The organism is Massilia eurypsychrophila (assembly GCF_002760655.1).
GTDB lineage: Bacteria > Pseudomonadota > Gammaproteobacteria > Burkholderiales > Burkholderiaceae_D > JAFCUW01.
This window is the reverse complement of the sequence record NZ_PDOC01000006.1, coordinates 81,939-106,048: the sequence shown is the minus strand read 5'-3', so window position 1 is coordinate 106,048 and position 24,110 is coordinate 81,939. Positions and strand designations below refer to the sequence as shown.

The 24,110-nt window shown below is 65.8% G+C and carries 22 protein-coding genes; 14 read left to right on the top strand and 8 right to left on the bottom strand.

What is annotated here, in order from left to right; genetic code table 11:
- Positions 1-2: 2 nt before the first annotated feature.
- Positions 3-437, top strand: coding sequence for a hypothetical protein (locus CR105_RS28315; protein ID WP_180288173.1), 435 nt, complete (start codon positions 3-5; stop codon positions 435-437).
- A 284-nt stretch (positions 438-721) separates the two neighbouring features.
- Here CR105_RS28315 and CR105_RS12205 read toward each other — a convergent pair whose 3' ends face one another.
- The 4 genes from CR105_RS12205 to CR105_RS12190 all read right to left on the bottom strand — a co-directional run bounded on the left by CR105_RS12205 (position 722) and on the right by CR105_RS12190 (position 4,281).
- On the bottom strand, positions 722-1,666 hold the full coding sequence (locus CR105_RS12205; RefSeq protein ID WP_099788730.1) for an NAD(P)H-hydrate dehydratase: 945 nt from the start codon (positions 1,664-1,666) through the stop codon (positions 722-724).
- A gap of 13 nt (positions 1,667-1,679) precedes the next feature.
- Complete coding sequence (locus CR105_RS12200; protein ID WP_099788729.1) at positions 1,680-2,444, bottom strand: histidine phosphatase family protein; 765 nt, start codon at positions 2,442-2,444, stop codon at positions 1,680-1,682.
- 97 nt (positions 2,445-2,541) lie between these two features.
- The gene (locus CR105_RS12195; protein ID WP_099788728.1) at positions 2,542-3,579 is read right to left on the bottom strand and encodes an XdhC family protein; all 1,038 of its coding nucleotides are present in this window, start codon (positions 3,577-3,579) and stop codon (positions 2,542-2,544) included.
- 21 nt (positions 3,580-3,600) lie between these two features.
- A complete protein-coding gene (locus CR105_RS12190; protein WP_099788727.1) occupies positions 3,601-4,281 on the bottom strand; it encodes a hypothetical protein in 681 nt (226 codons plus the stop codon).
- A gap of 200 nt (positions 4,282-4,481) precedes the next feature.
- Here CR105_RS12190 and CR105_RS12185 point away from each other — a divergent pair, with 200 nt between their 5' ends.
- The 8 genes from CR105_RS12185 to CR105_RS12150 all read left to right on the top strand — a co-directional run bounded on the left by CR105_RS12185 (position 4,482) and on the right by CR105_RS12150 (position 12,692).
- Positions 4,482-5,279, top strand: coding sequence for a LytTR family transcriptional regulator (locus CR105_RS12185; protein WP_099788726.1), 798 nt, complete (start codon positions 4,482-4,484; stop codon positions 5,277-5,279).
- Positions 5,280-5,426: 147 nt separating this feature from the next.
- A complete protein-coding gene (locus CR105_RS12180) occupies positions 5,427-6,290 on the top strand; it encodes an FAD binding domain-containing protein (RefSeq protein WP_099788725.1) in 864 nt (287 codons plus the stop codon).
- 28 nt (positions 6,291-6,318) lie between these two features.
- Positions 6,319-6,807 carry a (2Fe-2S)-binding protein gene (locus CR105_RS12175; RefSeq protein WP_099788724.1) on the top strand — a complete coding sequence of 163 codons (489 nt, stop codon included), beginning with the start codon at positions 6,319-6,321 and terminating at the stop codon, positions 6,805-6,807.
- A 17-nt stretch (positions 6,808-6,824) separates the two neighbouring features.
- Entirely contained in the window at positions 6,825-9,227 is a 2,403-nt protein-coding gene (locus CR105_RS12170) for an aerobic carbon-monoxide dehydrogenase large subunit (RefSeq protein ID WP_099788723.1), read from the top strand.
- A gap of 23 nt (positions 9,228-9,250) precedes the next feature.
- Positions 9,251-9,880, top strand: coding sequence for an SRPBCC family protein (locus CR105_RS12165; protein WP_099788722.1), 630 nt, complete (start codon positions 9,251-9,253; stop codon positions 9,878-9,880).
- A gap of 3 nt (positions 9,881-9,883) precedes the next feature.
- A complete protein-coding gene (locus tag CR105_RS12160) occupies positions 9,884-10,816 on the top strand; it encodes an AAA family ATPase (RefSeq protein ID WP_099788721.1) in 933 nt (310 codons plus the stop codon).
- A 10-nt stretch (positions 10,817-10,826) separates the two neighbouring features.
- The gene (locus CR105_RS12155; RefSeq protein ID WP_099788720.1) at positions 10,827-11,984 is read left to right on the top strand and encodes a vWA domain-containing protein; all 1,158 of its coding nucleotides are present in this window, start codon (positions 10,827-10,829) and stop codon (positions 11,982-11,984) included.
- Positions 11,985-12,032: 48 nt separating this feature from the next.
- Positions 12,033-12,692, top strand: coding sequence for a nucleotidyltransferase family protein (locus CR105_RS12150; protein WP_099788719.1), 660 nt, complete (start codon positions 12,033-12,035; stop codon positions 12,690-12,692).
- 19 nt (positions 12,693-12,711) lie between these two features.
- Here the strand turns inward: CR105_RS12150 and CR105_RS12145 are convergent, their stop codons facing one another.
- From CR105_RS12145 to CR105_RS12130, 4 genes are all read right to left on the bottom strand, one after another.
- Entirely contained in the window at positions 12,712-14,112 is a 1,401-nt protein-coding gene (locus tag CR105_RS12145; RefSeq protein ID WP_099788718.1) for an L-cystine transporter, read from the bottom strand.
- Between the two features lie 118 nt (positions 14,113-14,230).
- Positions 14,231-14,719, bottom strand: a complete 489-nt coding sequence (locus CR105_RS12140) for an arsinothricin resistance N-acetyltransferase ArsN1 family B (RefSeq protein WP_099788893.1) — start codon at positions 14,717-14,719, stop codon at positions 14,231-14,233.
- A gap of 93 nt (positions 14,720-14,812) precedes the next feature.
- Complete coding sequence (locus tag CR105_RS12135; protein WP_099788717.1) at positions 14,813-15,445, bottom strand: hypothetical protein; 633 nt, start codon at positions 15,443-15,445, stop codon at positions 14,813-14,815.
- A gap of 488 nt (positions 15,446-15,933) precedes the next feature.
- Positions 15,934-16,878 carry a LysR family transcriptional regulator gene (locus CR105_RS12130; protein ID WP_099788716.1) on the bottom strand — a complete coding sequence of 315 codons (945 nt, stop codon included), beginning with the start codon at positions 16,876-16,878 and terminating at the stop codon, positions 15,934-15,936.
- A gap of 130 nt (positions 16,879-17,008) precedes the next feature.
- On the opposite strand from CR105_RS12130, the gene CR105_RS12125 reads away from it, so the two are divergent.
- From CR105_RS12125 to CR105_RS12105, 5 genes are all read left to right on the top strand, one after another.
- Positions 17,009-17,206, top strand: coding sequence for a hypothetical protein (locus CR105_RS12125; RefSeq protein ID WP_099788715.1), 198 nt, complete (start codon positions 17,009-17,011; stop codon positions 17,204-17,206).
- Positions 17,203-18,042: an alpha/beta hydrolase gene (locus tag CR105_RS12120; RefSeq protein ID WP_099788714.1), complete on the top strand. Its 840-nt coding sequence runs from the start codon at positions 17,203-17,205 to the stop codon at positions 18,040-18,042. Before CR105_RS12125 ends, CR105_RS12120 begins: the two co-directional genes overlap by 4 nt.
- A 159-nt stretch (positions 18,043-18,201) precedes the next feature.
- A complete protein-coding gene (locus tag CR105_RS12115) occupies positions 18,202-19,395 on the top strand; it encodes an efflux RND transporter periplasmic adaptor subunit (RefSeq protein ID WP_099788713.1) in 1,194 nt (397 codons plus the stop codon).
- A gap of 4 nt (positions 19,396-19,399) precedes the next feature.
- Positions 19,400-22,588, top strand: coding sequence for an efflux RND transporter permease subunit (locus CR105_RS12110; protein WP_099788712.1), 3,189 nt, complete (start codon positions 19,400-19,402; stop codon positions 22,586-22,588).
- The gene (locus tag CR105_RS12105; protein ID WP_099788711.1) at positions 22,588-24,015 is read left to right on the top strand and encodes an efflux transporter outer membrane subunit; all 1,428 of its coding nucleotides are present in this window, start codon (positions 22,588-22,590) and stop codon (positions 24,013-24,015) included. Before CR105_RS12110 ends, CR105_RS12105 begins: the two co-directional genes overlap by 1 nt.
- Positions 24,016-24,110 lie beyond the last annotated feature (95 nt).

The window sequence follows — 24,110 nt, the reverse complement described above, 5'->3', positions numbered from 1 at the left end:
TGGTGCTTGGCGTCGTTCCGCTACCTGTACCGCTCGGCGTAGTGGTGGAGTCGCTCGGCGAGGTGCCCGAAGTGCCGGAGGTGCCGGAACTGCCCGAGCCGCCTGACGTGCCGCCGGTGCCGGAGCTCCCGCTGGTGCCGGTGCCCGAAGTACCGGAGCTGCCGCCGGTGCCGGACGTGCCGCCAGTACCGGAAGTGTCGCCGGTGCCGGAAGTGCCGCCGGTCGAGCCGCTGCCGCTGGTGCCGGTGTCGCCGGTGCCGGTGCCGGTGCCGGTGCCGCTGGTGCCGCTGGTGCCCGAACCGGAGCCCGACGTAGTCGCAGGCATGGTGGTGGAGGTGTCGCCGGCTGCTCCCGGCGCGGTCTCGTCCCGCTTGCAGGCGCCCAGCAATGCTGCCAGCACGGCGGCGGAAAGGATGACTTTTGTTACGTTTGAATAAGCTTTCATTGTTTAACTCCTCGTTCACGTCCATCTTGTGCCGCTGCGGCCTGCGAGACGGCATGCAGGCGAGCAGCAGCGCCAGGTCAGCCCCGCAATGAGCCTGATTCAGGCCCCTTCAGGGACCATCAGGGAACCAACGCAGCGAGACACGCGGCCCCGTTCAGTGCACGAATTCGACTGTAAAAATTAGACTTGGAACACTTCCACCGGTTCGGCGATGCGCGCGATTGGCGTACGTAAGGCGGCGCGGTTTGACGTATCTCAAACAAGGGGGCGGGGCGGTCAACCGCGGGCAAACGACTCCATCAGCGCCGGGATCTCGTTGGGAATTTCGCGCGCGAGGTAGCCGAGCATGCCGAAGCGCTCGGCCAGCTGTTCGCCGGCGCGGGCATGCAGCGCCACGCCCCAGCACGCCGCCTGGGTCAGGCTGGCGCCGCGCGCGGCCAGCCCGGCGACGATGCCGGCGAGCGTGTCGCCGGAGCCGGAAATGGCCAGCCCGACGTTGCCGCCTTCGTGCTGCCAGCGCGTGCCGTCGGGGGCAATCACCAGGGTGCGGGCGCCCTTCAATGCCACCACCGCGTTCCAGCGCCGCGCCGCCTGCGCCGCATGGCGGTCCGGCTCGGCGCAGATATCTTCCTTGCGCTCGCCCGTCAGGTGCGCCATTTCGCCGGCGTGCGGCGTGACGATCACCGGCTGCGCGAAGCGGAACGGCGCTTCGCCGCGGTCTTCCTCGTCGTCCTTGTCCTCGTCGGGCGAGAGCAGGATTCCCATCGCGCAGGCGTCGAGCACGACGCTGACGTCGCTGCCGCACAAGCGCGGCAGCAGCGCGCGCACCAGCGCGGCGGTGGCCGCTTCGTCCTGCATGCCCGGACCGATCAGGATGGCGTTGACCTTGTCTGCCAGCGGATCGAGCATGCCGACCGCCTCGCCGGTGAAGCCGCCTTGCCCGGTTTCGGCCAGGCCGATCACGCGCGCCTCCGGCAGCGCCAGCGCCACCAGTTGCGCGACGCTGGCGCCGGTGGCGATGGTGAGCTTGCCGGCGCCGGCGCGCAGCGCGGCGGTGGCGGCGAGGATCACGGCGCCCGGCATTTCGCGCGAGCCGCCCAGGATCAGCACGTGGCCGCGCTGCTCCTTGTCGCCGTCGGTCGACGGCATCGGCAGCGGCCAGGCGCGCAGCGTTGCCGCGTCGACATTTACGCAAGGCGCATGGGCGGAAGAGGTATCCATCGGCCCCGGCCGCCTACGCTTTCGGAGCAGCGGGCACATCTTTAGACACCGTGATCGGCGTGCCGGCAGCTTCCAGTGGGGCGACGAAATTGACCAGCTTGAGTTGCAGCTTGCCGCGCCGGCCCAGGGCAGGGTCGAAACGGTACGACGTTACCGAGCAGTTCGGCACGTCGCCGTTGCGGTCGTACTCGAGGATGGTGGCTTCGTCGAGCCGTTCGAGCAGGTAGCGAAAGCAGTTGACGGTGACCTGGTGGCCGACGATGAGCACGCGTTCGCCGGCGTATTCGCGCGTGATGGTGTCGAGCACGCTGCGCAGGCGCAGGATGACGTCGCACCAGCTCTCGCCGCCGGGCGGGCGGAAGTAGAATTTACCGACGTGCTGGCGCTGTTCGTACAGTTCCGGATAGCGGTGCGAGATGCCGTGGGTGGTCAGGCGGTCGAGGATGCCGAATTCCTTTTCGCGCAGGCGCTCGTCGACCCGCGCCGTCAGCTCGCCGGCGCCGCCGATGCCCTGGCGCACGATGCGCGCCGTTTCCGCCGCGCGCAGGTAGGGCGAGTGCAGCACCACGCTGGGCTGCTGGTCCGGCGCCATCGCGGCGAACCAGTCGCCCAGCGCGTGCGACTGTTGCACGCCCAGTTCCGACAAGGGCACGTCGACGTCGCGTTCGGCGATGTCGATCATCAGGCCCTTGGCCGCCTCGGCCGCGTCGCGCGCGACATTGCCGGCGCTTTGTCCGTGCCGCACCAGCCAGATTTCCTGTGGCCACTTTTGTTCCATTATTGCCTGCCGATCCATGTTGACACGGAGTCATCATAAACGGATTCGGCGGCCCGTCAGCGCACAATTGGACCCGCCATCTGCGCCGAGCTGGCGCTTAGAGCGACGGCGAAGACAGCGCACAGCCTTCGCCCATTTCGCTCGACCGCGCGGCGACAGTCTCGCCGGCCAGGCCGTTCTTGACGCGCACGATCTCGGCGACGATGGACACGGCAATCTCGGCCGGGGTGTTGGCCCCCAGCGCCAGGCCGACCGGGCCGTGCAGACGGGAAAGTTTCGTTTCGCTCAAATCAAAATGCTCCGCCAGGCGCTGCTTGCGGCTGGCCTGGTTGCGCCGCGAGCCGAGCGCGCCGACATAAAAAGCGCCCGATTGCAGTGCTTCGATGAGCGCCATGTCGTCGAGCTTGGGGTCATGCGTCAGCGCCACGATGGCGGTGTGGGCGTCAGGCAGCAAGGCGCGCACCGCGTCGTCGGGCATGCCGTCGACGCGGCCGATGCCGGGCCCGCCGCTGGCGAGGCTGGCGGCGTATTCCTCGCGCGGGTCGCACACCAGCACGTCGAAGTCGAGCATGACGGCGATCTGCGCCACCGCCTGCGACAGCTGCCCCGCGCCGATCAGCAGCAGCCGCCATTTGGGGCCGAATACGGTGGTCAGGGTGGCGCCGTTGAAGGCGATGGCCTGGCCCCGCACCGCATCGGACAGCTCGACCGCGCCGGTGGCCAGGTCGAGCGTGCGGGCGACCAGCTGGTGGCTGGCGGTGCGGGCCAGCAATTGCTCCACCCAGGCGCTGTCGGCGACGCTCTCCTGCACCAGCCGCAGCGTGCCGCCGCAGGGCAGGCGGAAGCGCGCCGCTTCTTCCCGGGTGACGCCATACGCGATGATGCACGGCTTGCCGCACGCCGGTGCCGCCGCCCCGGCGCGCAGGCCGGCCCTGGCCCTGGCGATCAGGTCGTCCTCGACGCAGCCGCCCGACACCGATCCGCTGACCAGGCCATCGTCGCGCACTGCCAGCAGCGCCCCCGGCGGGCGCGGCGCGCTGCCCCAGGTTTCGACCACCGTTACCAGCGTCACGGCGTGACCGCAGCGGCGCCACGCCGCCACGTCGCTCAAGACGCTCAGATCAAGACTGTCCATTTGACACCCGTTTCATGCACATCATCGCGGGCGTCGGTTGCGCAATGCAAAGTAGCCGCGGTACACCGCCACGCTGGCGACCATGCCCCAGGTCATCCCGGCGAACATGCCACCCAGCATGCCGGGCAAGATGTTCGTGTCCATCGTCCACTGCCAGCGCGACAGCCATAGTGCGCCGGCCGTCATCCCCGCCAGCATCCAGCCCGAACAGATCAGGTTTTGTGCCAGCACCGAGCACAGGTAGCGACCGCAGTGGGGCCTGAGCAGGCGCAGGCTGGGGATGGCCAGCAGTCCGCCGGCCAGCATGCCCAGGTGCATGCCCGGCAAGAAAGCCAGGTGCAGGCCCATGCTGTCGACAAAGCTCAGCGACGCCGCCTGCGCGCACAGGCTCTGCAGCCTTTCCGGGCCGGCGTGGTAGACGTCGTACAGCAGTCCGGCCAGCATGCCGCCAAATCCCAGCGACAGCATCACGTGCGGCGGCGACAGCCCGGCGCGCCGCGGCCGCAGCCAGGTCAGCGCCGCGCAGCCGGCGGCCACCGCGACGAGCGAGGCGAGCAGAACCGGCATCTGGCGCGCATCGGCGACACCGGCGTGCCGCCCGCTCAGCCACAGCGTCACGGCCACCGTCGTCACCAGCACGGCAGGGGTCAGCGTGGCCGAGCCGATGCGCGTGGCCAGCCAGGGAGGGGACTTGAAGTTCATGCGCAGGCATCGGAAAAGGTGAGCAATCGGCGGTGGCGCCAGCTTCAACGCATTGCCGGCGCAGCGAGACTGTAGCCGTTGTCGCGCCGCTGCCGTCCGGTGCATGAACGAAGTGCCGTTGGGGCGCATGAGCGGCCGTCATGCGGCATGAAAGTTAGCGTATATTATTCACACCTACATGGAGACATAATAATAATCCTATGGAAACCTGCCCGTTCGTCGCCCCGGCCCCCGCCTCCCCGAGTTCATGGCTGTATCTGTTGGAGCGCTTCGACGTCGGCGTGGTGCACCTCGACCTGCAATTGCGCGTGATGGGCATGAACGACTTCGCTCGGCGCAGTTTGCCGGTCGCCGACAAAATGCCGTTCGGAAAGCTGGTCACGTCGTTTCACCCCGAGGCGGCCAAGGCCAAGGTGTCGTTCCTGCTGGGTCAGGCCGAGTGTCCGGTCAATAACCCGCCGCCGATGGCCATGATGATCAACATTCCGGAGCGGATGCTGTTGATCAAGGTGTCGAAAATCGGCGACGAGGCCGGCGCCACCACGGGATACACCCTGGTTTTTTACGACATTACCGACATCGTCAGCCAGGAGGCCAATGCCGAGACGGCGCGCGGCGCGCGCGAGGAAGGCAAGAAACGCCAGCTGCGCAAGATTCCGACCATCCGCCAGAACCGGATGCTGCTGGTCGACGTCACCAGCGTGTCGTGCATCCGCTCGGAGGGCCATTACACCTGGGTCTACAACGCGCAGGGCAGCCAGTTCTGCAACCTCAACATTGGCGACCTCGAATCGCGCCTCGACCCGCAGCTGTTCGTGCGCGTCCATCGCAGTTACCTCGTCAACCTGTCGCACGTCGATGAAATCGTGCGCGACGATGGCCGCATGATGCTGCGGATGATGGGCGCGACACCGATCGAGATCCCGGTGTCGCGCGCCAGCGCGCCGAAGTTGCTCGAGCAGCTGGGATTGGCGAACCTGGTGTCGGCCAAGCCGTAATCCGGTGCGGCGGCGGCGGTGGTTCGTGCAAGCCGGGCGCCGTTGGTGCGAGGCAGGCCACCGTTGATTGATTGGCACCCGCAGCGCATCGCGGTGGCGCTAGAGTTGCCTCCATAAGTGGTCATCAAGGCCACATCAGGAGACAACGTGATCCCACCCGCATTCGACTATCATGCGCCGCGCTCGATCGGCGAGGCCATTGCATTGCTGACCGAGCTGGGCGACGACGCCAAGCTGCTGGCCGGCGGCCACAGCCTGCTGCCGATGATGAAGCTGCGCTTTGCGCAGCCCGGTGCCCTGATCGACATCAACCGGATTGCCGAGCTGCGCGGCATCAGCGAGGCGGGCGGCATGATCCGCATCGGCGCGATGACCAGCGAGAGCGAACTGGCCGCCTCCCCGCTGCTGCGGCAAAAGCTGCCCTTGCTGCCGGAAGGCGCGCTGCTCATTGCCGACCCGCAGGTGCGCAACCGCGGCACCATTGGCGGCGACATCGCCCACGGCGACCCCGGCAACGACCACCCCGCCATCGCGATGGCGCTCGACGCCACCTTCGTGCTGCAGGGGCCCGGCGGCGAGCGCCAGGTCAAGGCGGTCGACTTTTTCCTCGGCACCTACCTGACCGCCCTTGCCGACAATGAAATCCTCACCGCCATCCTGGTCGCGCCGTTCCGGCCGGGCACCGGCTACGCCTACCAGAAGCTCAAGCGCAAGACGGGCGACTTTGCCACCGCCGGCGCCGCCGTCGTGCTGCGCATCGCCGGCGGGGTGGTCACCGAAGTGGCCATCGGCTTGACCAACGTTGCCCCGACCGCATTGCGCGCCGCGGCGGCGGAGGCCGCCCTGATCGGCAAGCCGGTCAACGACGCCACGCTGGCGGCGGTGGCGCAAGCGGTGCGCCTGGCATGCGATCCGGCCGCGGACCTGCGCGGCGACATCGAATACAAGACCGCCATGGCCGGCGAAATGGTCAAGCGCGCCATTCGCACCGCCGCTTCCCGCTGCAGCTGAACCGACCCCAACGACAAGGTGACAGGCAATGAGTAAAACATTGGTATCGATGACCATCAACGGGCGTCCGGTGGAAGAAGCGGTCGAACCGCGCACGCTGCTGGTCCATTTTCTGCGCGAAAAAATGCACCTGACCGGCGCCCACATCGGCTGCGAAACGAGCCATTGCGGCGCCTGCACGGTCGACATCGACGGCCAGTCCGTCAAGTCGTGCACCCACTTGGCGGTGCAGTGCGAAGGCAGCGAGGTCAAGACGGTCGAAGGGCTCGCCAATGCCGGCGTGCTGCACGCCGTGCAGCAAGGGTTCTACCAGGAGCATGGCCTGCAATGCGGCTTTTGCACCCCGGGCATGCTGATGCGCGCCTACCGCTTCCTGCAAGACAATCCGACGCCGAGCGAGGAAGAAGTGCGCATCGGCATGGCGGGCAACCTGTGCCGCTGCACCGGTTACCAGAACATCGTCAAGGCCGTGCTGCATGCCGCCGACGCCCTGCAGCACAACACCGTCGGCGCGTAAAGCCACAGGAGAGATGCATGAACGCACCAGCGAACGATCGTGAAAAAGACCTGATGGGCATGGGCATGTCGCGCCTGCGCAAGGAAGATGCGCGCTTCATCCAGGGCAAGGGCAACTATGTCGACGACATCAAGTTGCCCGACATGCTGCACATGGACATCGTGCGCTCGCCCGTGGCGCACGCCCGCATCGTGCGCATCAACAAGGAAGCGGCGCTGAAGGTGCCAGGCGTGATCGCGGTGCTGACGGCGCAAGACCTCAAGCCGCTCAAGCTGCACTGGATGCCGACCCTGGCCGGCGACGTGCAGGCGGTGCTGGCCGATGAAAAAGTGCACTTCCAGATGCAGGAGGTGGCGGTGGTGATCGCCACCGACCGCTACGCCGCCGCCGATGGCGTCGAGGCAGTCGAGGTGGAATACGAAGAGCTGCCGGTGGTGATCGACCCGTTCGAAGCGCTCAAGCCAGGCGCCCCGGTGATTCGCGAAGACCTGGCCGGCAAGAGCGCCGGTGCGCACGGCGAACGCTATCACCACAACCACATCTTCACCTGGGACGCCGGCGACAAGGCAGCGACCGACGCCGCCTTTGCCAGTGCGCCAATCACCGTCAGGCAGGACATGCATTACCCGCGCGTGCACCCCTGTCCGCTCGAGACGTGCGGCGCGGTCGCGTCCTTCGATCCTGTACGGGGCGAGCTGACCACGTGGATGACCAGCCAGGCGCCGCACATCGTGCGCACCGTGGTGTCGATGCTGTCGGGCATACCCGAATCGAAGGTGCGCATCATCTCGCCCGACATCGGCGGCGGCTTCGGCAACAAGGTCGGCATCTACCCGGGCTACGTCTGTGCCATCGTCTCCTCGATCGTGCTGGGCAAGCCGGTCAAGTGGATCGAAGACCGCATCGAGAACCTGTCGAGCACCGCGTTTGCGCGCGACTATCACATGACGGGCGAACTGGCCGCCACTGCCGACGGCAAGATCCTGGCGCTGCGCACCAATGTGATCGCCGACCATGGCGCCTTCGACGCCTGCGCCGATCCGACCAAGTTCCCGGCCGGCATGTTCCACATTGTCTCCGGTAGTTACGACATTCCCAGCGCCTATTGCCGGGTCGACGGCGTCTATACCAACACGGCGCCAGGCGGGGTCGCCTACCGCTGCTCGTTTCGCGTCACCGAAGCGGTGTACCTGATCGAACGCATGGTCGACGTGCTGGCGCAAAAGCTCGGCATGGACAAGGCCGCGATCCGCTCGAAGAACTTCATCAGGCGTGAACAGTTCCCCTACACCTCGGCCTTCGGTTTCGAGTACGACTCGGGCGACTACCAGAGCGCGATGGACAAGGTGCTCGCCGCGGTGGACTACCCGCGGTTGCGCGCCGAGCAGGCGCAAAAGCGCGCCGACCCCGCCTGCCCGACCCTGATGGGAATCGGCCTGGTGACCTTCACCGAGGTGGTCGGCGCCGGTCCGAGCAAGATCTGCGACATTCTCGGCGTCGGCATGTTCGACTCCTGCGAGATCCGCGTGCACCCGACCGGCAGCGCGATTGCCCGCATGGGCACGATCTCGCAAGGGCAGGGCCACCAGACCACCTACGCGCAGATCATCGCCACCGAACTGGGCATATCGTCGGAGGTGATCCAGATCGAGGAGGGCGACACCAGCACCGCCCCTTACGGCCTGGGCACCTACGGTTCGCGCTCGACGCCGGTCGCCGGGGCGGCCATCGCCATGGCGGCGCGCAAGATCCACGCCAAGGCCAGGAAGATCGCCGCGCACCTGCTCGAAGTGAGCGAGGCCGACCTCGAATGGGAAATCGACCGCTTCAAGCTGCGCGGCAACGACGACAGGTTCAAGACCATGAAAGACATCGCCTGGGCCGCCTACAACCAGCCGCCGGCGGGCCTTGAGCCGGGTCTCGAGGCGGTGCACTATTACGACCCGCCGAACTTCACGTTCCCGTTTGGCGCCTACCTGTGCGTGGTGGACATCGACAAGGGAACCGGCGAAACCAGCATTCGTCGCTTCTATGCGCTCGACGACTGCGGCACCCGCATCAACCCGATGATTATCGAAGGCCAGATCCACGGCGGCCTGACCGAAGGGTTTGCCGTCGCCATGGGCCAGCTGCTGTCGTTCGACAAGCAGGGCAACATCCAGGGCAACACCCTGATGGATTACTTCCTGCCCACCGCGGTGGAAACGCCGAAGTGGGAAACCGACTTCACCGTGACGCCTTCGCCGCATCACCCGCTCGGCGCCAAGGGCGTGGCCGAGTCGCCGCACGTGGGCAGCATCCCGACATTTACCAGCGCCATGGTCGACGCTTTCGCCCACCTTGGCGTGACCCACTTCAACATGCCCCATACCGCCTTTCGGATGTGGCATCAACTCAAAGCCGTCGGCCTCGCCGGCTGAAGCGGCCTCTCTGGAAAGCAGTCATGGAAGTTATCCTCGACAAGCAGTACCCGGTGGCCGCCGGACTCGATGCCAGCTGGGCCATCCTGTCGGACATGCACGAACTTGCCACCTGCATGCCGGGCGCGCAGATCACCGAAGCGATCGACAGCACCCATTTCAAGGGCAGCGTCAAGGTCAAGGTCGGCCCCGCCGCGGCCGCGTTTGCCGGCACCATCGAGATCCTCGAGCTCGACCCGGCGACACGCACGCTGAAGATGCTCGGCAAGGGCGCCGACAAGAGCGGCTCGTCGGCATCGATGCAACTGACGGCCACGCTGGTGGCGGCCGAAGGTGGCCACAGCACCCTGGTCGGCCACGCCGAGGTGATTGTCAACGGCAAGTTTGCCCAGTTTGGCGGGCGCATGATGACGTCGGTGTCGGAAATGATCCTGCTGCAGTTCGCCGATGTGTATTCGAAAAAGGCACAAGCGGTGCAGGGCGCCGCGGCGCCGGCGCCCCCGGCGGCAAACAGCGCGGCCTTGCCGCCGCCGCCGCCGCCGGCGCCGGCCGCTCCGGCCGCACCCATGGTGGCCAGCGAATTGAACGCACTGGGCTTTGCCTGGGCGCTGGTCAAGAAGTTTTTCGCCGACCTGCTTGGCCGCCGGGCCTGAACCATGCCCGCGATCGATGCTCCAGTCACGCCGGAAGGCTTGCGCGAGCGCCTGTTCACGGCCGGCTACATCGCCGATGAAGACCTGGCCAGCCTGGTCTGGATGGGCCTGACGCTGGAGCGCCCGCTGCTGCTCGAAGGCGTGGCCGGCGTCGGCAAGACCGCCATTGCCGGTGCCTGCGCGCGCGCGCTCGGGCGGCCGCTATTGCGCCTGCAATGCTACGAGGGACTCGACCTGAGCCAGTCCGTGTACGAATGGAACTACAGTCGCCAATTGCTCGAAATCAGGCTTGCCGAAGCCGGCCAGGGCGACCGCCAGGCGCTGCGCGAGAACCTGTTTGGCGAAGAATTCCTGCTGCAGCGCCCGTTGCTGCAGGCGATCCGCAGCCTTCAGCCTTGCGTGCTGCTGATCGACGAGATCGACCGCGCCGACGAAGCGTTCGAGGCCTTCCTGCTCGAAGTGCTGTCCGAATACCAGGTCAGCATCCCCGAGATCGGCACCCTGAAGGCGCTCAGCCGCCCGCTCGTCATCCTCACCAGCAACGCCACGCGCGACCTGTCGGACGCGCTGCGGCGCCGCTGCCTGTTTCACTATGTCGACTACCCCTCGCTGGCGCGCGAAACCCAGATCGTGCGCACCCTGGTGCCCGAGGCCGCCACGCGGCTGGTGGAACAGGCCGTCGCCTTCGTCCAGCGCCTGCGCAAGGAAGACCTGGACAAGGTGCCGGGGGTGGCCGAAACGCTCGACTGGGTGCGCATCCTGTTCCACCTCGGGCTGGCCGAACTGCCGGCCGACCACCTGCTGCTGGTGCCCAGCCTGGCCGCCCTGCTCAAGACGCGCAACGACCGCTGGCAGGTCACGCCGGAGCGCGTCGCCAAGCTGATCGACGGGCCGCGCATCGGGCAGGAAGCGGGCGTGGCCGGCGCCATCCGATGATCGGGCGGCCATGAATGCCACCGATCCGCGCCAGCGCCTCGGCCAGTTCGCCCACTACCTGCGGCAACACGGCTTTGCGCTGGGCTACGCCGAAATCGAACTGATGGTGCGCGCCGCCGCCGCCCTGCCGCTGGAGCAGTGGCGCCGGGTCGAGGCGCTGTGGCGCGGCATCGCCTCGGGCAGCCATCGGCAGTGGCTCAAATACCCCGAGCTGCACCAGGCGTTCTGGTTGCCGCACACGGTCAAGGCGTCGACGCGCAGCTCGGGCCTGACGCAGCGCGGGCGCACGCTGCCCGAGCTGGTGCAGCAGATGCACAACGACATGGCCGGCACGCCGCCTGGCGCGGCTACGCCAAACGTTGGCCTGGCGCACGAGCCCGGCGCCGGCGAACTCGAAGAAAGCGCGCAGCCGGCAAGATCCCAGGGCGGCGCCAGCCGCACGGCGCCGCTGGACGAGCGCGATTTCGCCGACTGGATGCCGGCCGACATGGACCGCTTTGAACCCCTTGTCGACGCGTTCCAGCGCCGCTTGCGCGCGCGCTTGCTGCGGCGCCTGCACAGCCACCGGGACGGCGCCGTGATCGACCTGCGCCGTTCGCTGCGGGGCGCGCTGGCCACCGGGGGCGAGCTGGTCAGACTGCAGCATGTGCGCCGCAAGCGCCGCCAGCCGCGCGTAGTGGTGCTGGTCGACGTCAGCCGCTCGATGGAAGTGCATGCACAGTTCTTCCTGCGCCTGTGCCGCGCGTTTGTCGCCGTCATGCAGGCACGCGCCTTTGTCTTTCATACCAGGCTGGCCGAGGTCACGCCGTTGCTCAAGCGGCGCAGCGAACGGGTGCAGGAGAAAGTCAACGCGGTCACCTTCGGCTTCGGCGGCGGCACCCGCATCGCCACCTGCCTGCACGAAGCGCTGCACCGGCACCTGGGCCGGCAGCTGGCCAGGGGCGACGTGTTCATGGTCTTTAGCGACGGCTTCGACACCGACGAACCTGCGGCCCTGGCCGAGGTGCTGGCCCAGGCGCGCGCGCGCGGCGCTCGCGTATGCTGGCTGCACCCGACGGTGGAGGCGCCCGCCTCGGCGGCAATGGTGCTGGCGGCGCCTTTCGTCAACCACTTTCTGCCGGCACACAACCTGGCCAGCCTGGCACGCCTGCCGGAACTGCTGGCCTGAATCGTCGATCCATTTACCCTTAACCTTTACAGCGTCAGGACGGACAGCATGGGATGCTTGCTCAAACAAGGCGGTGGCCTGTACCCCCGCCTCAGGGTCGGGGCCGTGTTGTTGGCCGCCGGCCAGGGATCGCGTATGGGCGGGGTGGCGAAGTCGCTGATTCGCCTGCAGGGCGTGCCGCTGATCAACCGCCAGCTGATTGCCCTGAGCGGCGCCGGAGTCGACCAGGTGGTGGTGGTGACGGGCCATGCGCGCGACGCCGTCGAAGCCGAAGTACAGAGTTTTCCCGTCACCCTGGCCTACAACCCGGACTACCGGATGGGCCAGCAAGGTTCGGTGCGCGTGGGCCTGGCAGCGCTCGATGGCAACTTCGATGCGGTGTTCGTCATGCTCGCCGACCAGCCGCTGATCGGGGCAGCTGACTTGACGGAGTTGATTGCCGCCTTCAAGCAGCGTCCGGGGGGCAACGTGCTCGTGCCGGTGGTCGACGGCCGGCGCGGCAACCCGATCTTGCTCGATGCGGCAGCGCGCGCCGAGATCCTCGCCAGCGACACGAACCTGGGTTGCCACCACCTGATCGAGCGACGGCCCGAACTGGTCCATGTGCATGCGACGCGCAACACGCGGTTTGTCAGCGACCTCGATACCCTCGACGATGTGCAGCAGCTGGCCACGCGCACCGGCTGGAAGCTGGAATTGCCGGCGTAAGCGGCGCGCCGGCGCGGCCTCAGGCGACCAGCTGCTCGCTGTCGAGTTCGACTTCGCGCTCGTTGTTAAACACCGCCATGTCGGTCTGTCCCAGCAGCCGGCTGGTGAGGGTGCCGGCGGTGATCGAGCCGCTGACGTTGAGCGCGGTGCGGCCCATGTCGATCAGCGGTTCGATCGAGATCAACAGGCCCGCCAGCGCCACCGGCAGGTTCATCGACGACAGCACGATCAGCGCGGCAAAAGTGGCGCCGCCGCCCACGCCGGCCACGCCGACCGAGCCGACCGTGATGATCGCCACCAGCGGCACGATGAAGGCAGCGGTAAACGGATCGATGCCGACGGTCGGCGCGATCATCACCGCCAGCATCGCCGGGTAGATGCCGGCGCAGCCGTTCTGGCCGATGGTCGAGCCGAACGAGGCGGCAAAATTGGCGATGCCTTCCGGCGTGCCCAGGCGCGCCGTCTGGGTCTGCACGCTCATCGGGATGGCGCCGGCGCTGGTGCGCGAGGTGAACGCGAAGGCCAGCACCGGAAAGATTTTCTGCACATAGCGCAGCGGATTGAGGCCGGCGGCGGCGATGATCGCCAGGTGCACGCAGAACATCAGCGCCAGCGCGCTGTACGAGGCGCCGACAAAGCTGATCAGCTTCACGATGTCGGCCGCGCTGGAACTGGCCACCACCTGTGCCATCAGCGCGAACACGCCGAACGGCGTCAGGCGCAGCACCAGCGTCACCATCCGCATCACGATCACGTGCGCAACTTTGACGAAGTGGTTGAACGAGGCGAACACGTCAGGTTTCTTGACGGCGATGCCGGTGGCGGCGATGCCGATAAAAATCGAGAACAGCACCACGGCGATGGTCGACGTCTTGCGGGCGCCTGTCATGTCGAGGAACGGGTTGGCCGGAATGAAGCTGAGGATCATGCTCGGCAGCGAAATCGCCTGCGCATCGGGCAGCTTACCCTGCAAATACGCCGCGCGCGCCACTTCCGCCGTGCTCGACGTCAGGCCGACCGCGGTCAGGTCGAACAGCTTGGCCATCAGGATGCCGATCAGCGCCGCGACCATGGTGGTGACGATCAGCGTGCCGATGGTGAGCACGCTGATCTTGCCCAGCGAGGAAGCATCCTTCAGCTTGACGATGGCCGAGATGATCGACACCATGATGAGCGGAATGATGATCATCTGCAGCAGCTTGACGTAGCCTGAGCCGACGATGTCGAGGTAGGCATTGGTCTCGGTCACCGCCGGCGAGGCGGCGCCGTACAGCACCTGCAGCGCCACGCCGAGCAGCACGCCGAGGCCCATGCCGGCAAACACCCGCCTGGTGAACGACACGTGCGTGGCCTGCATGCGGTAAAGCGCAAAGCAGATGGCGAGCGCGACGGACAGGTTCAGGATGACTGGGACGTTCATGGTTTTCCTCGGATTAGGCGGGCAGGGCGTGGTCATAACGCCAAGCAACGAATCGCTGCATTCTAACTATATTTGCGATCGGCCGCGGCCGCGCCCATTCGGATGAACGGCCATCGCCTCACTTCCCCAGCACCAGCTGCCAATACCCCACATCCGTCCACTTGCCGAACTTGAACCCCACTTCGCTGAAATGGGCCACTTTTACGAACCCCATTTTTTCGTGCAGCGCCACGCTGGCCGTGTTCGGCAGGGCAATGCCGCCGATCGCCAGGTGGTAGGCGCCGGTGCGCAAGCGGTCTAGCACGACGCGGTACAGCGCGCTGCCGACGCCCTGGCCGGCGCGCCGGTGGTCGAGATACACGGAGCTTTCCACCGAAAACCGGTAGGCATGCCGCACGCGCCACTTGGTCGCGTAAGCGTAGCCGGCGATAACGCCATCGATTTCGGCAACCAGCCAGGGCAAGCCGGCAGCCTGCACATCGGCGATGCGGCCGGCCATGTCGATGGCCGACACCTCGGTTTCCTCGAAACTGATGGCGGTCGTCAAGACGTAGTGGTTGTAGATCGACGCAATCGCTTCGGCGTCGTCCACGCGGGCATCGCGCATGTTCAAGGGGAGTTCCTCCTGAACATTATTTTACTTGTGGATGGCGTGCGATGCCAAGCTTTGCTGCGGTCCGGTATTGGACGTGCCGGAAGCCTAGTTCGCCATGGCAGTGCTGGCGCCTAACGGTTCTTTGGCGGCCCACGCTGCGACAATGGTCGCGTGTTCGGCGAACGTCAGCTTCGGCGCCTCGAGCTTCAATGAGTCACACAAAGCGGGCAGCTCGTCCTTGAACTGATCGTATCTGTCGGCGATATGCGTCCCGCCGGGGATAACCTTGCGCGCCTCGGTCGACAGCCAGGTTCGGACCCGGTCGATCACGCTACGCTCGCAATTGCCATGCGACTGGATATCTTGGCCTGAAATATCCGAAATGAATTTTTGATAGCGGTGCGGTTCTTTGTCCAGGATAAGAATATTCTTATCCTTGTGATGCCGCGAACCGAAACTCGCGGCGCCGATGAATACGCCAAGCTCGAGCGGCATATTGAATCGTGGGAGCGAGTTGACCGCATCCAGCTCGGTTCGGGAAATATCGTGAATACCGAATTTAGATTCTTTGATAATTTTCTTGATGTTCTCGAATCGATAATGGTGTCCGTTCGTTGCTTCGAGCGCACACCGAGGCGTAAAACCACAGTCGAGCACAGCGAATACGATCGCTCGCCGCAAGGGATCGTAATCCGCGTCGAACGGACAGTTAATGAATACGTTATCTGGGTAGGCCACCTATGCTACTTCTCACGAGAAAGCATGACGGCCGTGACCGCGGCCTTCGCTCGTGAATAGCTCAGCGACCCCGTATGGGGTGACGGTTTGACGACACGCTCGCTCGTTGGTGCCTTGTACTCTTTGCGCAATGATTTCCCTGGTACCGTTGTGCCGAACGTGCCGGACGTGCCGGATCGATGAGACTGCTTGGTGGACATGTTTCCTCCAATATTGAATGGAACTGCAACAATCTTTGGGCGAGCGCACTTGATAAATATACACCTTTGCAACGCCGACAAGAACCTGTCTGCAGCAGCCTACGAAAAAACGACACTTGCGGATAGCCGGCTGACGTACTTTTTTGACATTGAAGGGCGGCCTTGGTTCTCAACACGGGAACCTGACTGGACAAGTATGGCGATCTCGCCATCGCCTGACCTGCCGACGCTCAAACATCGTTTGCACAATTAGGCCAGTGGCCTCATCGCCAGTACCAGAGTGGCAGATCAGGCCTTCTCCAGCGCCGGCTGGCGCACCGGCGCCTTGTTCTGAAAGCCAGGGTGCGTCAGGAACAGGTCCGCCGCCCATTCGACGAACACGCGCACCTTGGCCGACAGGTGGCGGTTCTGCGGATACACCACGTTGACCGGCAAGGGCGCCGAGTGCCAGTCTTCCAGCAGCAGTTCCAGCTGGCCCGAGCGCAGGTAGGTGTCGATCGCGTAGCTTGGCATCTGCATCATCCCCAGCCCGGCCACGCCGGCGCTGATGTAGGCGGTCGAATCGTTCACGGCCAGGCACGAAGGCGGGGCGATCTGGATCTCTTCGTCGCCGCGGACAAAATCCCACTCCATGATGCGCCCCGTCTTCGACGAGAAGTAGTTGACGCAGCGATGCTGCGCCAGGTCGCTCGGATGCAGCGGCCGCCCGTACTTGGCCAGGTAGCCAGGCGAAGCGCAGGTGACGAAGTGCAGCACGCCGATGCGGCGCGCGATCAGGCTCGAATCGGGCAGGGTGCCGCCGCGGATGGCGCAGTCGACGCCTTCCTCGATCAGGTCGACCGGGCGGTCGCCGCAACCGAGTTCCAGCGCGATGTCCGGATACCGCTCGAAAAAGCCCGGCAGCGCCGGGATGATGATGTCGTTCGCTACGCCGGTAGCGACGTCGACCCGCAGCCGCCCGCTCGGGCTGGCGCGGTTACGCGACAGCGATTCCTCCGCTTCGCGCACATCCGACAAGATTCGCAGGCAGCGCTCGTAATAGGCGGCGCCGTCAGACGTCACGGTCACTTGCCGCGTGGTGCGGTGCAGCAGCTTGACCGACAGCGACAGCTCCAGCGATTGCACCAGGGTCGACACGGACGCCTTCGGCAGTTGCATGTTCTCCGCCGCGCGGGTAAAGCCGCCGGCGTCGACCACCTGTACGAACACTTCCATGGCCAGCAGTTTATTCATATTTCCTCACATTGTTCAGGAATATGAACAATCAATTCGCTATTGACGTATTTATCAGTTGTCAGAACAGGTTTAAAGTACACGTACTGCATCAAAGGATGCAAGCAAAAGTAATACAAAGGAGCACGTCATGCGAATCAAAGATGCCATTATTACAGTATTTGGACTGGTGCTGAGTCTCAGCGTCCTGACCGGCATGACGTATTCCGAACAATTCCAGCAAGCGGCAGTGGCCGAACGCGGCACTTTTGATGCACTTGCACATGACCTGTTCAACGGTTCCAAAGTGGCCAGCGCGGAACTCGCCGGCCAGGGCAGCGCCCGATGAACGCGGTGGCCGAACTGGCGATCCGCGAGCTTGAGGTAGCCGGCGCGGCCGGGCCACTGGCGGCGCGCCTGTACGCCGTCGCCGGCGTACGCGGCAAGAAGGAAACCCTGGTGGTGTTCTTCCACGGCGGCGGCTTCGTCGAAGGCGACCTCGATGAACCCGACCAGTTCCTGCGCCGCATGAGCAGCGCTGCCTGCGGCGGTGCCAACCAGCTGGTGCTGGCCTCGCGCTACACCCTGGCCACCGAGGCGCCGTTCCCCGCAGCCGTCGAAGACGCCCATGCGGTGCTGAAGTGGGCGAAAAAGAACAAGGCCAAGCTTGGCTGGAACGGCACCTATCTTGTGGTGGCCGGCATCGAGGCCGGCGCCAACCTCGCTGCCGTCTGCGCGCTGATGTCGCGCGACCGCGGCGGCCCGGACCTCGCCGCGCAGATCCTGATCATGCCGATGCTCGATCCCGGGCTGACCACCTGCTCGATGCGCGAAGTCAAGCTCGATGACGCCATGGCCGGCGTGGCCGACAAGTGCGCGGCCAGCTACCGCGATTACCTGCCCAACGGCGCCGACCGCACCCACCCGTATGCGTCGCCGCTGCAGTCGAGCCGCCTGAAGAACCTGCCGCCGGCGCTGATCCTGTCGGCCGAAGACGACCCATTGCGCGACGAGGCTGAACAATACGCCGCCAAGCTGTCCGCCGCCGGCGTCGCCACCACGCTCAAGCGCCTGTCCGCCGTCTCGCTCGAAGACGCTACCGCGCGCAATGAATGCGCCTGCGCCGGATCGGCGATCGTTGAAATTTCCCGTTTCCTCGCTTCCCTGGCACCGCCCCCCAGTTGAACTGAGCCGAGTTTCTAAGTACCACCTCCACCGCTGAACCAGGCGCCCGGCCGGGCGCCATGGGATAGCTATTGCTGTTGCTTTTGCATGTCGCCAGCCTTTGGCCGACCAAGCAGGCGCCGTTACGCCTGTCGATCTTAAAAAAATAGGAATGAAACCATGAAAACCACCCACAACTTCAAGCTCTCCGTGCGCCCCCTGGCAGCGGCCATCGCGCTCGTCGGACTGACCGCGATCGGCCTGTCCGGCTGCGGCCCCGCCAACAGCAAGGCCCAGGAAGCACCGGCCGCCGGCGGACCGCCAGTGACCGCGGCCACCGTGCTCGAACGCCAGGTCAACGAGACGCAGGAGTTCTCCGGCCGCCTCGAAGCGCTGGAGCGGGTCGACATTCGTGCCCGTGTCGGTGGTTTCATCACCTCGGTCAATTTCAAGCCGGGCAGCATGGTCAACAAGGGCGACGTGTTGTTCGTCATCGACGCTCGCCCGTTCCAGGCTGAAGCGAACCGCGCCGAAGCGACCGCCGTGTCGGCGCGCGCCAGGGCCGACCTGGCGCGCCTCGAACTGGCCCGCTCCGAGCGCCTGGTCGCCGACAAGGCGATCGCCCAGCGCGAGGTCGACGAGAAGGCCTCGAGCCTGAAGGAACTCGACGCCAACGTGCGCGCCGCCCAGGCTTCGCTCGAAGCGGCCCGTTTGAACCTGGCCTACACCCGCGTCACCGCGCCGATCAGCGGCCGCGTGTCGAAAGCCGAAATCACTACCGGTAATCTGGTCGACGGTGCAGCAATCCTGACGTCGGTGGTGTCCAACAAAGGGATCTACGCCAGTTTCGACGGCGACGAAGAGACCTACCTGCGAGTGGCCCGCGTGGCGCAAAAAGGCACGCCTGTGGTAGTCAAGGTGGGCCTGGCCAATGAAGTCGGCTTCCCGCACGAAGGCAAGCTCGAATTCGTCGACAACCGGCTCGATTCGGCCACCGGCAGCGTGCGCATGCGCGCTACCTTCGGCAACGAAGACAACGTGCTGGTGCCTGGCCTGTTCGCGCGCGTCCAGCTGTCGGGCGACCCGCAGGCAAAGACCACCTTGCCTGTCATCAGCGAGCGCGCCATCGGCACTGACCAGAACCGCAAGTTCGTCTACGTCGTCAAGGCCGACAACACGGCCGAATACCGCGCCGTGGTGCTCGGCCCCGTGGCCGACGGCATGCGCGTGGTGCGCCAGGGCCTCAAGCCGGGCGAGAAGATCATCGTCAACGGCCTGCAGCGCGTGCAGCCGGGTGCGAAGGTCACGGCGCAGCTGGTGGCGATGGACGCCGATTCCAAGCTCGCCGTCGCAGCCGTGAACACCAAGGAATAATAAGATGAACTTCTCTCGCTTCTTCATCGACCGGCCGATTTTCGCGGCCGTCCTGTCGATCATCATATTCGTCGCCGGCCTGCTGTCGATCTTCAAGCTGCCGATCTCCGAGTATCCGGACGTGGTGCCGCCTTCGGTGGTGGTGCGCGCCCTGTACCCGGGCGCCAATCCGAAGATCATCGCCGAAACGGTCGCCGCGCCGCTCGAGGAGCAGATCAACGGCATCGAAGGCATGCTGTACATGTCGTCGCAGTCGACCTCCGACGGCGCCCTGGCGCTGACCGTCACCTTCAAGGTCGGCACCGATATCGAGACGGCCGAGACGCAGGTGCAGAACCGCATCCAGCGCGCCTTGCCGCGCCTGCCCGAAGAGGTGCGCCAGATCGGCGTTACCGCGGTCAAGACCTCGCCCAACCTGACGATGGTGGTCCACCTGGTCTCGCCGACCGGGCGCTACGACGACGTCTACCTGCGCAACTACGCCGTGCTGAACGTGAAAGACCAGCTGGCGCGTATCGAGGGCATGGGCGACGTCCAGCTGTTCGGCGCCGGCGACTACGCCATGCGCGTCTGGCTCGATCCGCAGAAAGTGGCGGCGCGCGGCATGACCGCGGCCGACATCGTGGCAGCCATCCGCGAACAGAACGTCCAGGTCGCGGCCGGCGTGATCGGCACTTCGCCGTCGAAAAACTCCGAGTTCCAGCTCACCGTCAACACCCAGGGCCGCCTGTCGACCATCGAGGAATTCGGCGCCATCATCGTGCGCACCGGCGCCGACGGCGCGCTGACGCAACTCAAAGACGTGGCCCGCCTCGAACTCGGTTCCAACTCTTACGCACTGCGCTCGCTGCTGAACAACAAGTCGGCGGCGGCGATTGCCATTTTCGAAGCGCCTGGCTCGAACGCGCTTCAACTGTCTGCCGACGTGCGCGCCAAGATGGCCGAACTGAAGGCCGACTTCCCGGAAGGCGTCGAATACAGCGTGGTCTACGACCCGACCCAGTTCGTGCGCGAGTCGATCAAGGCCGTCATCTTCACCCTGCTTGAAGCGGTGGCGCTGGTGGTACTGGTGGTGATCATCTTCCTGCAGACCTGGCGCGCTTCGATCATCCCGCTCGTCGCCGTGCCGGTATCGATCATCGGCACCTTCGCGGTGATGCTCGCCTTCGGCTTTTCGATCAACACGCTGTCGCTGTTCGGGCTCGTGCTGGCGATCGGCATCGTAGTCGACGACGCCATCGTGGTGGTCGAAAACGTCGAGCGCAATATCGAAGCGGGCCTGACTCCGCGCGACGCTACGGTGCAGGCCATGAAGGAAGTGAGCGGCCCGATCATCGCCATCGCGCTGGTGCTGTGCGCCGTGTTCGTGCCGATCGCGTTCGTCTCCGGCCTGTCCGGCCAGTTCTACCGCCAGTTCGCGCTGACGATCGCCATTTCCACCGTGATCTCCGCTTTCAGTTCGCTGACCTTGTCGCCGGCGCTGGCCGCCGCGCTGCTCAAGCCGCACCATGCGCCGAAAGACCGCCTTACGCGCGGCATGGACAAGGTCTTCGGCGGCTTCTTCGGCTGGTTCAACCGCTTCTTCGGCCGCACCTCGGTGCGCTATGAAAAAGGCGTCAATGGTGTCCTCAAGCGCAAGTCGCTGTCGCTGGGGATCTACGCCATGCTGGCCATTGCCGCCGTGTTCATGTTCAAGGTGGTGCCGAACGGCTTCGTGCCGGCCCAGGACAAGCAGTACCTGATCGGTTTTGCGCAGCTGCCCGACGCCGCCTCTCTGGACCGTACCGAAGCGGTAATTCGCCGCATGTCCGACATCGCCTCGAAAGTGCCTGGCGTCGAATCGTCGATCGCGTTCCCCGGCCTGTCGATCAACGGCTTTACCAACGCACCGAACGCCGGCATCGTGTTCACCACGCTCAAGCCGTTCGACCAGCGCAAGGCCAAGAACGAAAGCGGCGAGGCGATCGCCGCAGAGATCAACAAGCAGCTCGGCAGCATCCAGGACGCCTTCATCATGGTGTTCCCGCCGCCGCCGGTCAACGGCCTGGGTACCACGGGCGGCTTCAAGATGATGGTTGAAGACCGCGCCAACGTCGGCAACGATGAACTGTACAAGGCAGTGCAGGCGATGCAGGGCAAGGCGTGGGCCGACAAGAACCTGGCCGGCGTGTTCTCCAGCTTCCAGATCAACGTGCCCCAGCTGTTCGCCGACGTCGACCGCGTCAAGGCCAAGCAGCTCGGCGTGCCGCTGGCGACGATCTACCAGACCTTGCAGATCAACCTCGGTTCGCTGTACGTCAACGACTTCAACCAGTTCGGCCGTACCTACCAGGTGCGCGTGCAGGCCGACGCGCCGTTCCGTTCGAAGCCGGAAGACATCGCGCAGCTGAAGGTGCGCAACGACAAGGGCGAGATGATTCCGCTGTCGTCGCTGATGCGCATAAAGGACAGCTATGGTCCTGACCGCGTGCAGCGCTACAACGCCTACGTCTCGGCCGACATGAACGGCGGCCCCGCGCCTGGCGTGTCGTCCGGCCAGGCCCAGGCCGCGATGGAAAAAATCGCCAGGGAAGTGCTGCCGAAGGGCGTCACTTTCGAGTGGACCGAACTGACGTACCAGGACATCTTGTCCGGTAATACGATGATGTACGTGTTCCCGCTGTGCGTGCTGCTGGTGTTCCTGGTGCTCGCCGCACAGTACGAGAGCTGGACCTTGCCGCTGGCGGTGATCCTGATCGTGCCGATGTCGATCCTGTGCGCCCTGGTTGGCGTCAAGCTGACTGGCGGCGACAACAACATCTTCACGCAGATTGCGCTATTCGTGCTGGTGGGGCTGGCGTCGAAGAACGCGATCCTGATCGTCGAATTCGCCCGCGAGCTCGAAGACCACGGCCGCACCGTCGTCGAAGCCGCGCTCGAATCGTGCCGCCTGCGCCTGCGTCCGATCCTGATGACGTCGATCGCTTTCATCATGGGTGTGCTGCCGCTGGTGTTCTCCACCGGCGCAGGCTCCGAGATGCGTCATGCGATGGGCGTGGCGGTGTTCGGCGGCATGCTTGGCGTGACCTTCTTCGGCCTGTTCCTGACGCCGGTGTTCTACGTCCTGCTGCGCACTTTCGCCAAACGACACGACCACAAGGTCGAACCTGAAACCAGCGTGGCCGTGGCCGCGCAACCGGAAGGAGCCATCTGATGAACAAGCTCGCAATTCGCATCGCCCCTTTGCTGACGGCGCTGCTGCTGGTCGCCTGCTCGAGCACTCCGGTGCTCAACGCGCCGGCGGTGCCGGTGCCGGCCGCCTTCAAGGAATCGTCGCAGCCGGTGACGGCCGCCGACGGCACCACTTGGAAAAGCGCCCAGCCGGCCGAGGCGCAGGCGCGCGGCCAGTGGTGGCTGGCGTTCCATGACCCCGTCCTGACCGCGATGGTCGACGAGGCCACGGCCGCCAACGCCAGCCTGGCAGTTGCCGCGGCGCGCGTCAAACAGGCGAGGGCGCTGGCCGGCCTCGCCGAATCCGATCGCAGTGTGCAGCTGGGCGCCGGTGTCGGCGCCCAGCGCAGCGGCGCCCCGTCGCAGCCGCGAAGCACGACGTACCAGGCCAGCCTGTCGGCCAGTTATGAAGTCGACCTGTTCGGCCGCATCGCCGCCGGCGTCAGCGCGGCGCAGGCCGATGCGGCAGGGTCCGAAGCGACCTACCGCTCGGTGCTGCTGGCGCTGCAGGCCGACGTCGCCCAGACGTACTTCCGCATCCGCGCCACCGACGCCGAACTGGCGACGCTGGCCAAGAGCGTCGACCTGCGCCAGCAAAGCGTGAAGGTCAACCAGAGCCGCTTCGACAATGGCGACATCGGCGAATTCGACCTGGTGCGCGCCAAGACCGAACTGGCGGCGGCGCGCGCCGAAGCGATCGGCCTGCAGCGCCAGCGCGTGCAGCTCGAACATGCGCTGGCCGTCTTGCTGGGCAAGCCGGCGGCCGATTTCGCCGCGCAGGCGAACCCGCTGCTGCAAGCGGCGCTGCTGCCGGCAATTCCGGCCGGGCTGCCGTCGGCGCTGCTGGAGCGGCGCCCCGACATCGCCGCGGCTCAGCGTGCGATGGTGGCGTCGAATGCCCGCATCGGGCAGGCGCGCGCGGCGATGTTCCCGGCGCTTGGCCTGTCGGCCGCCGGCGGCGGCGAATCGAGCGCGCTGTCGAACGTGCTGAAATGGAGCAGCCGCTCGTGGGTGCTGGGCGCGCTGATGTCGATGCCGATCATCGACGGCGGCCGCAACAAGGCCAATGTCGCGCGCAGCGAAGCGGTGCTCGAGGAGTCGGTCGCGGCGTACCGGCAGAACGTGTTGGTGGCGTTCGCCGAGGTTGAGGACAACCTTGCCGGCCTGCGCATCCTGGCCGGCCAGTCGGAGCAGATCGACGCCGGCGTGGTGCTGGCGCGCCGCTCGGCCGACCTGGCGCAGAAGCTGTACCAGGCGGGCCGTTCGAGCTATCTCGACCTGCTCGACGCGCAACGCAATCTGGCGCTGATCGAACGCAACGCGGCGCAACTGCGCGGCAACCAGGCGGTGACGACCGTGGCGCTGATCCGCTCGCTCGGCGGCGGCTGGGACAGCGCCAGTGTCAACTAGGGTTTCGGCTGGGCCCCGGCGGCGCGTGTCGCCGGGGCAGGCCAGGTGTGGCGAACGATGGGCGCACGGCAACACAAAGTCGTTGTCCGCGGAAT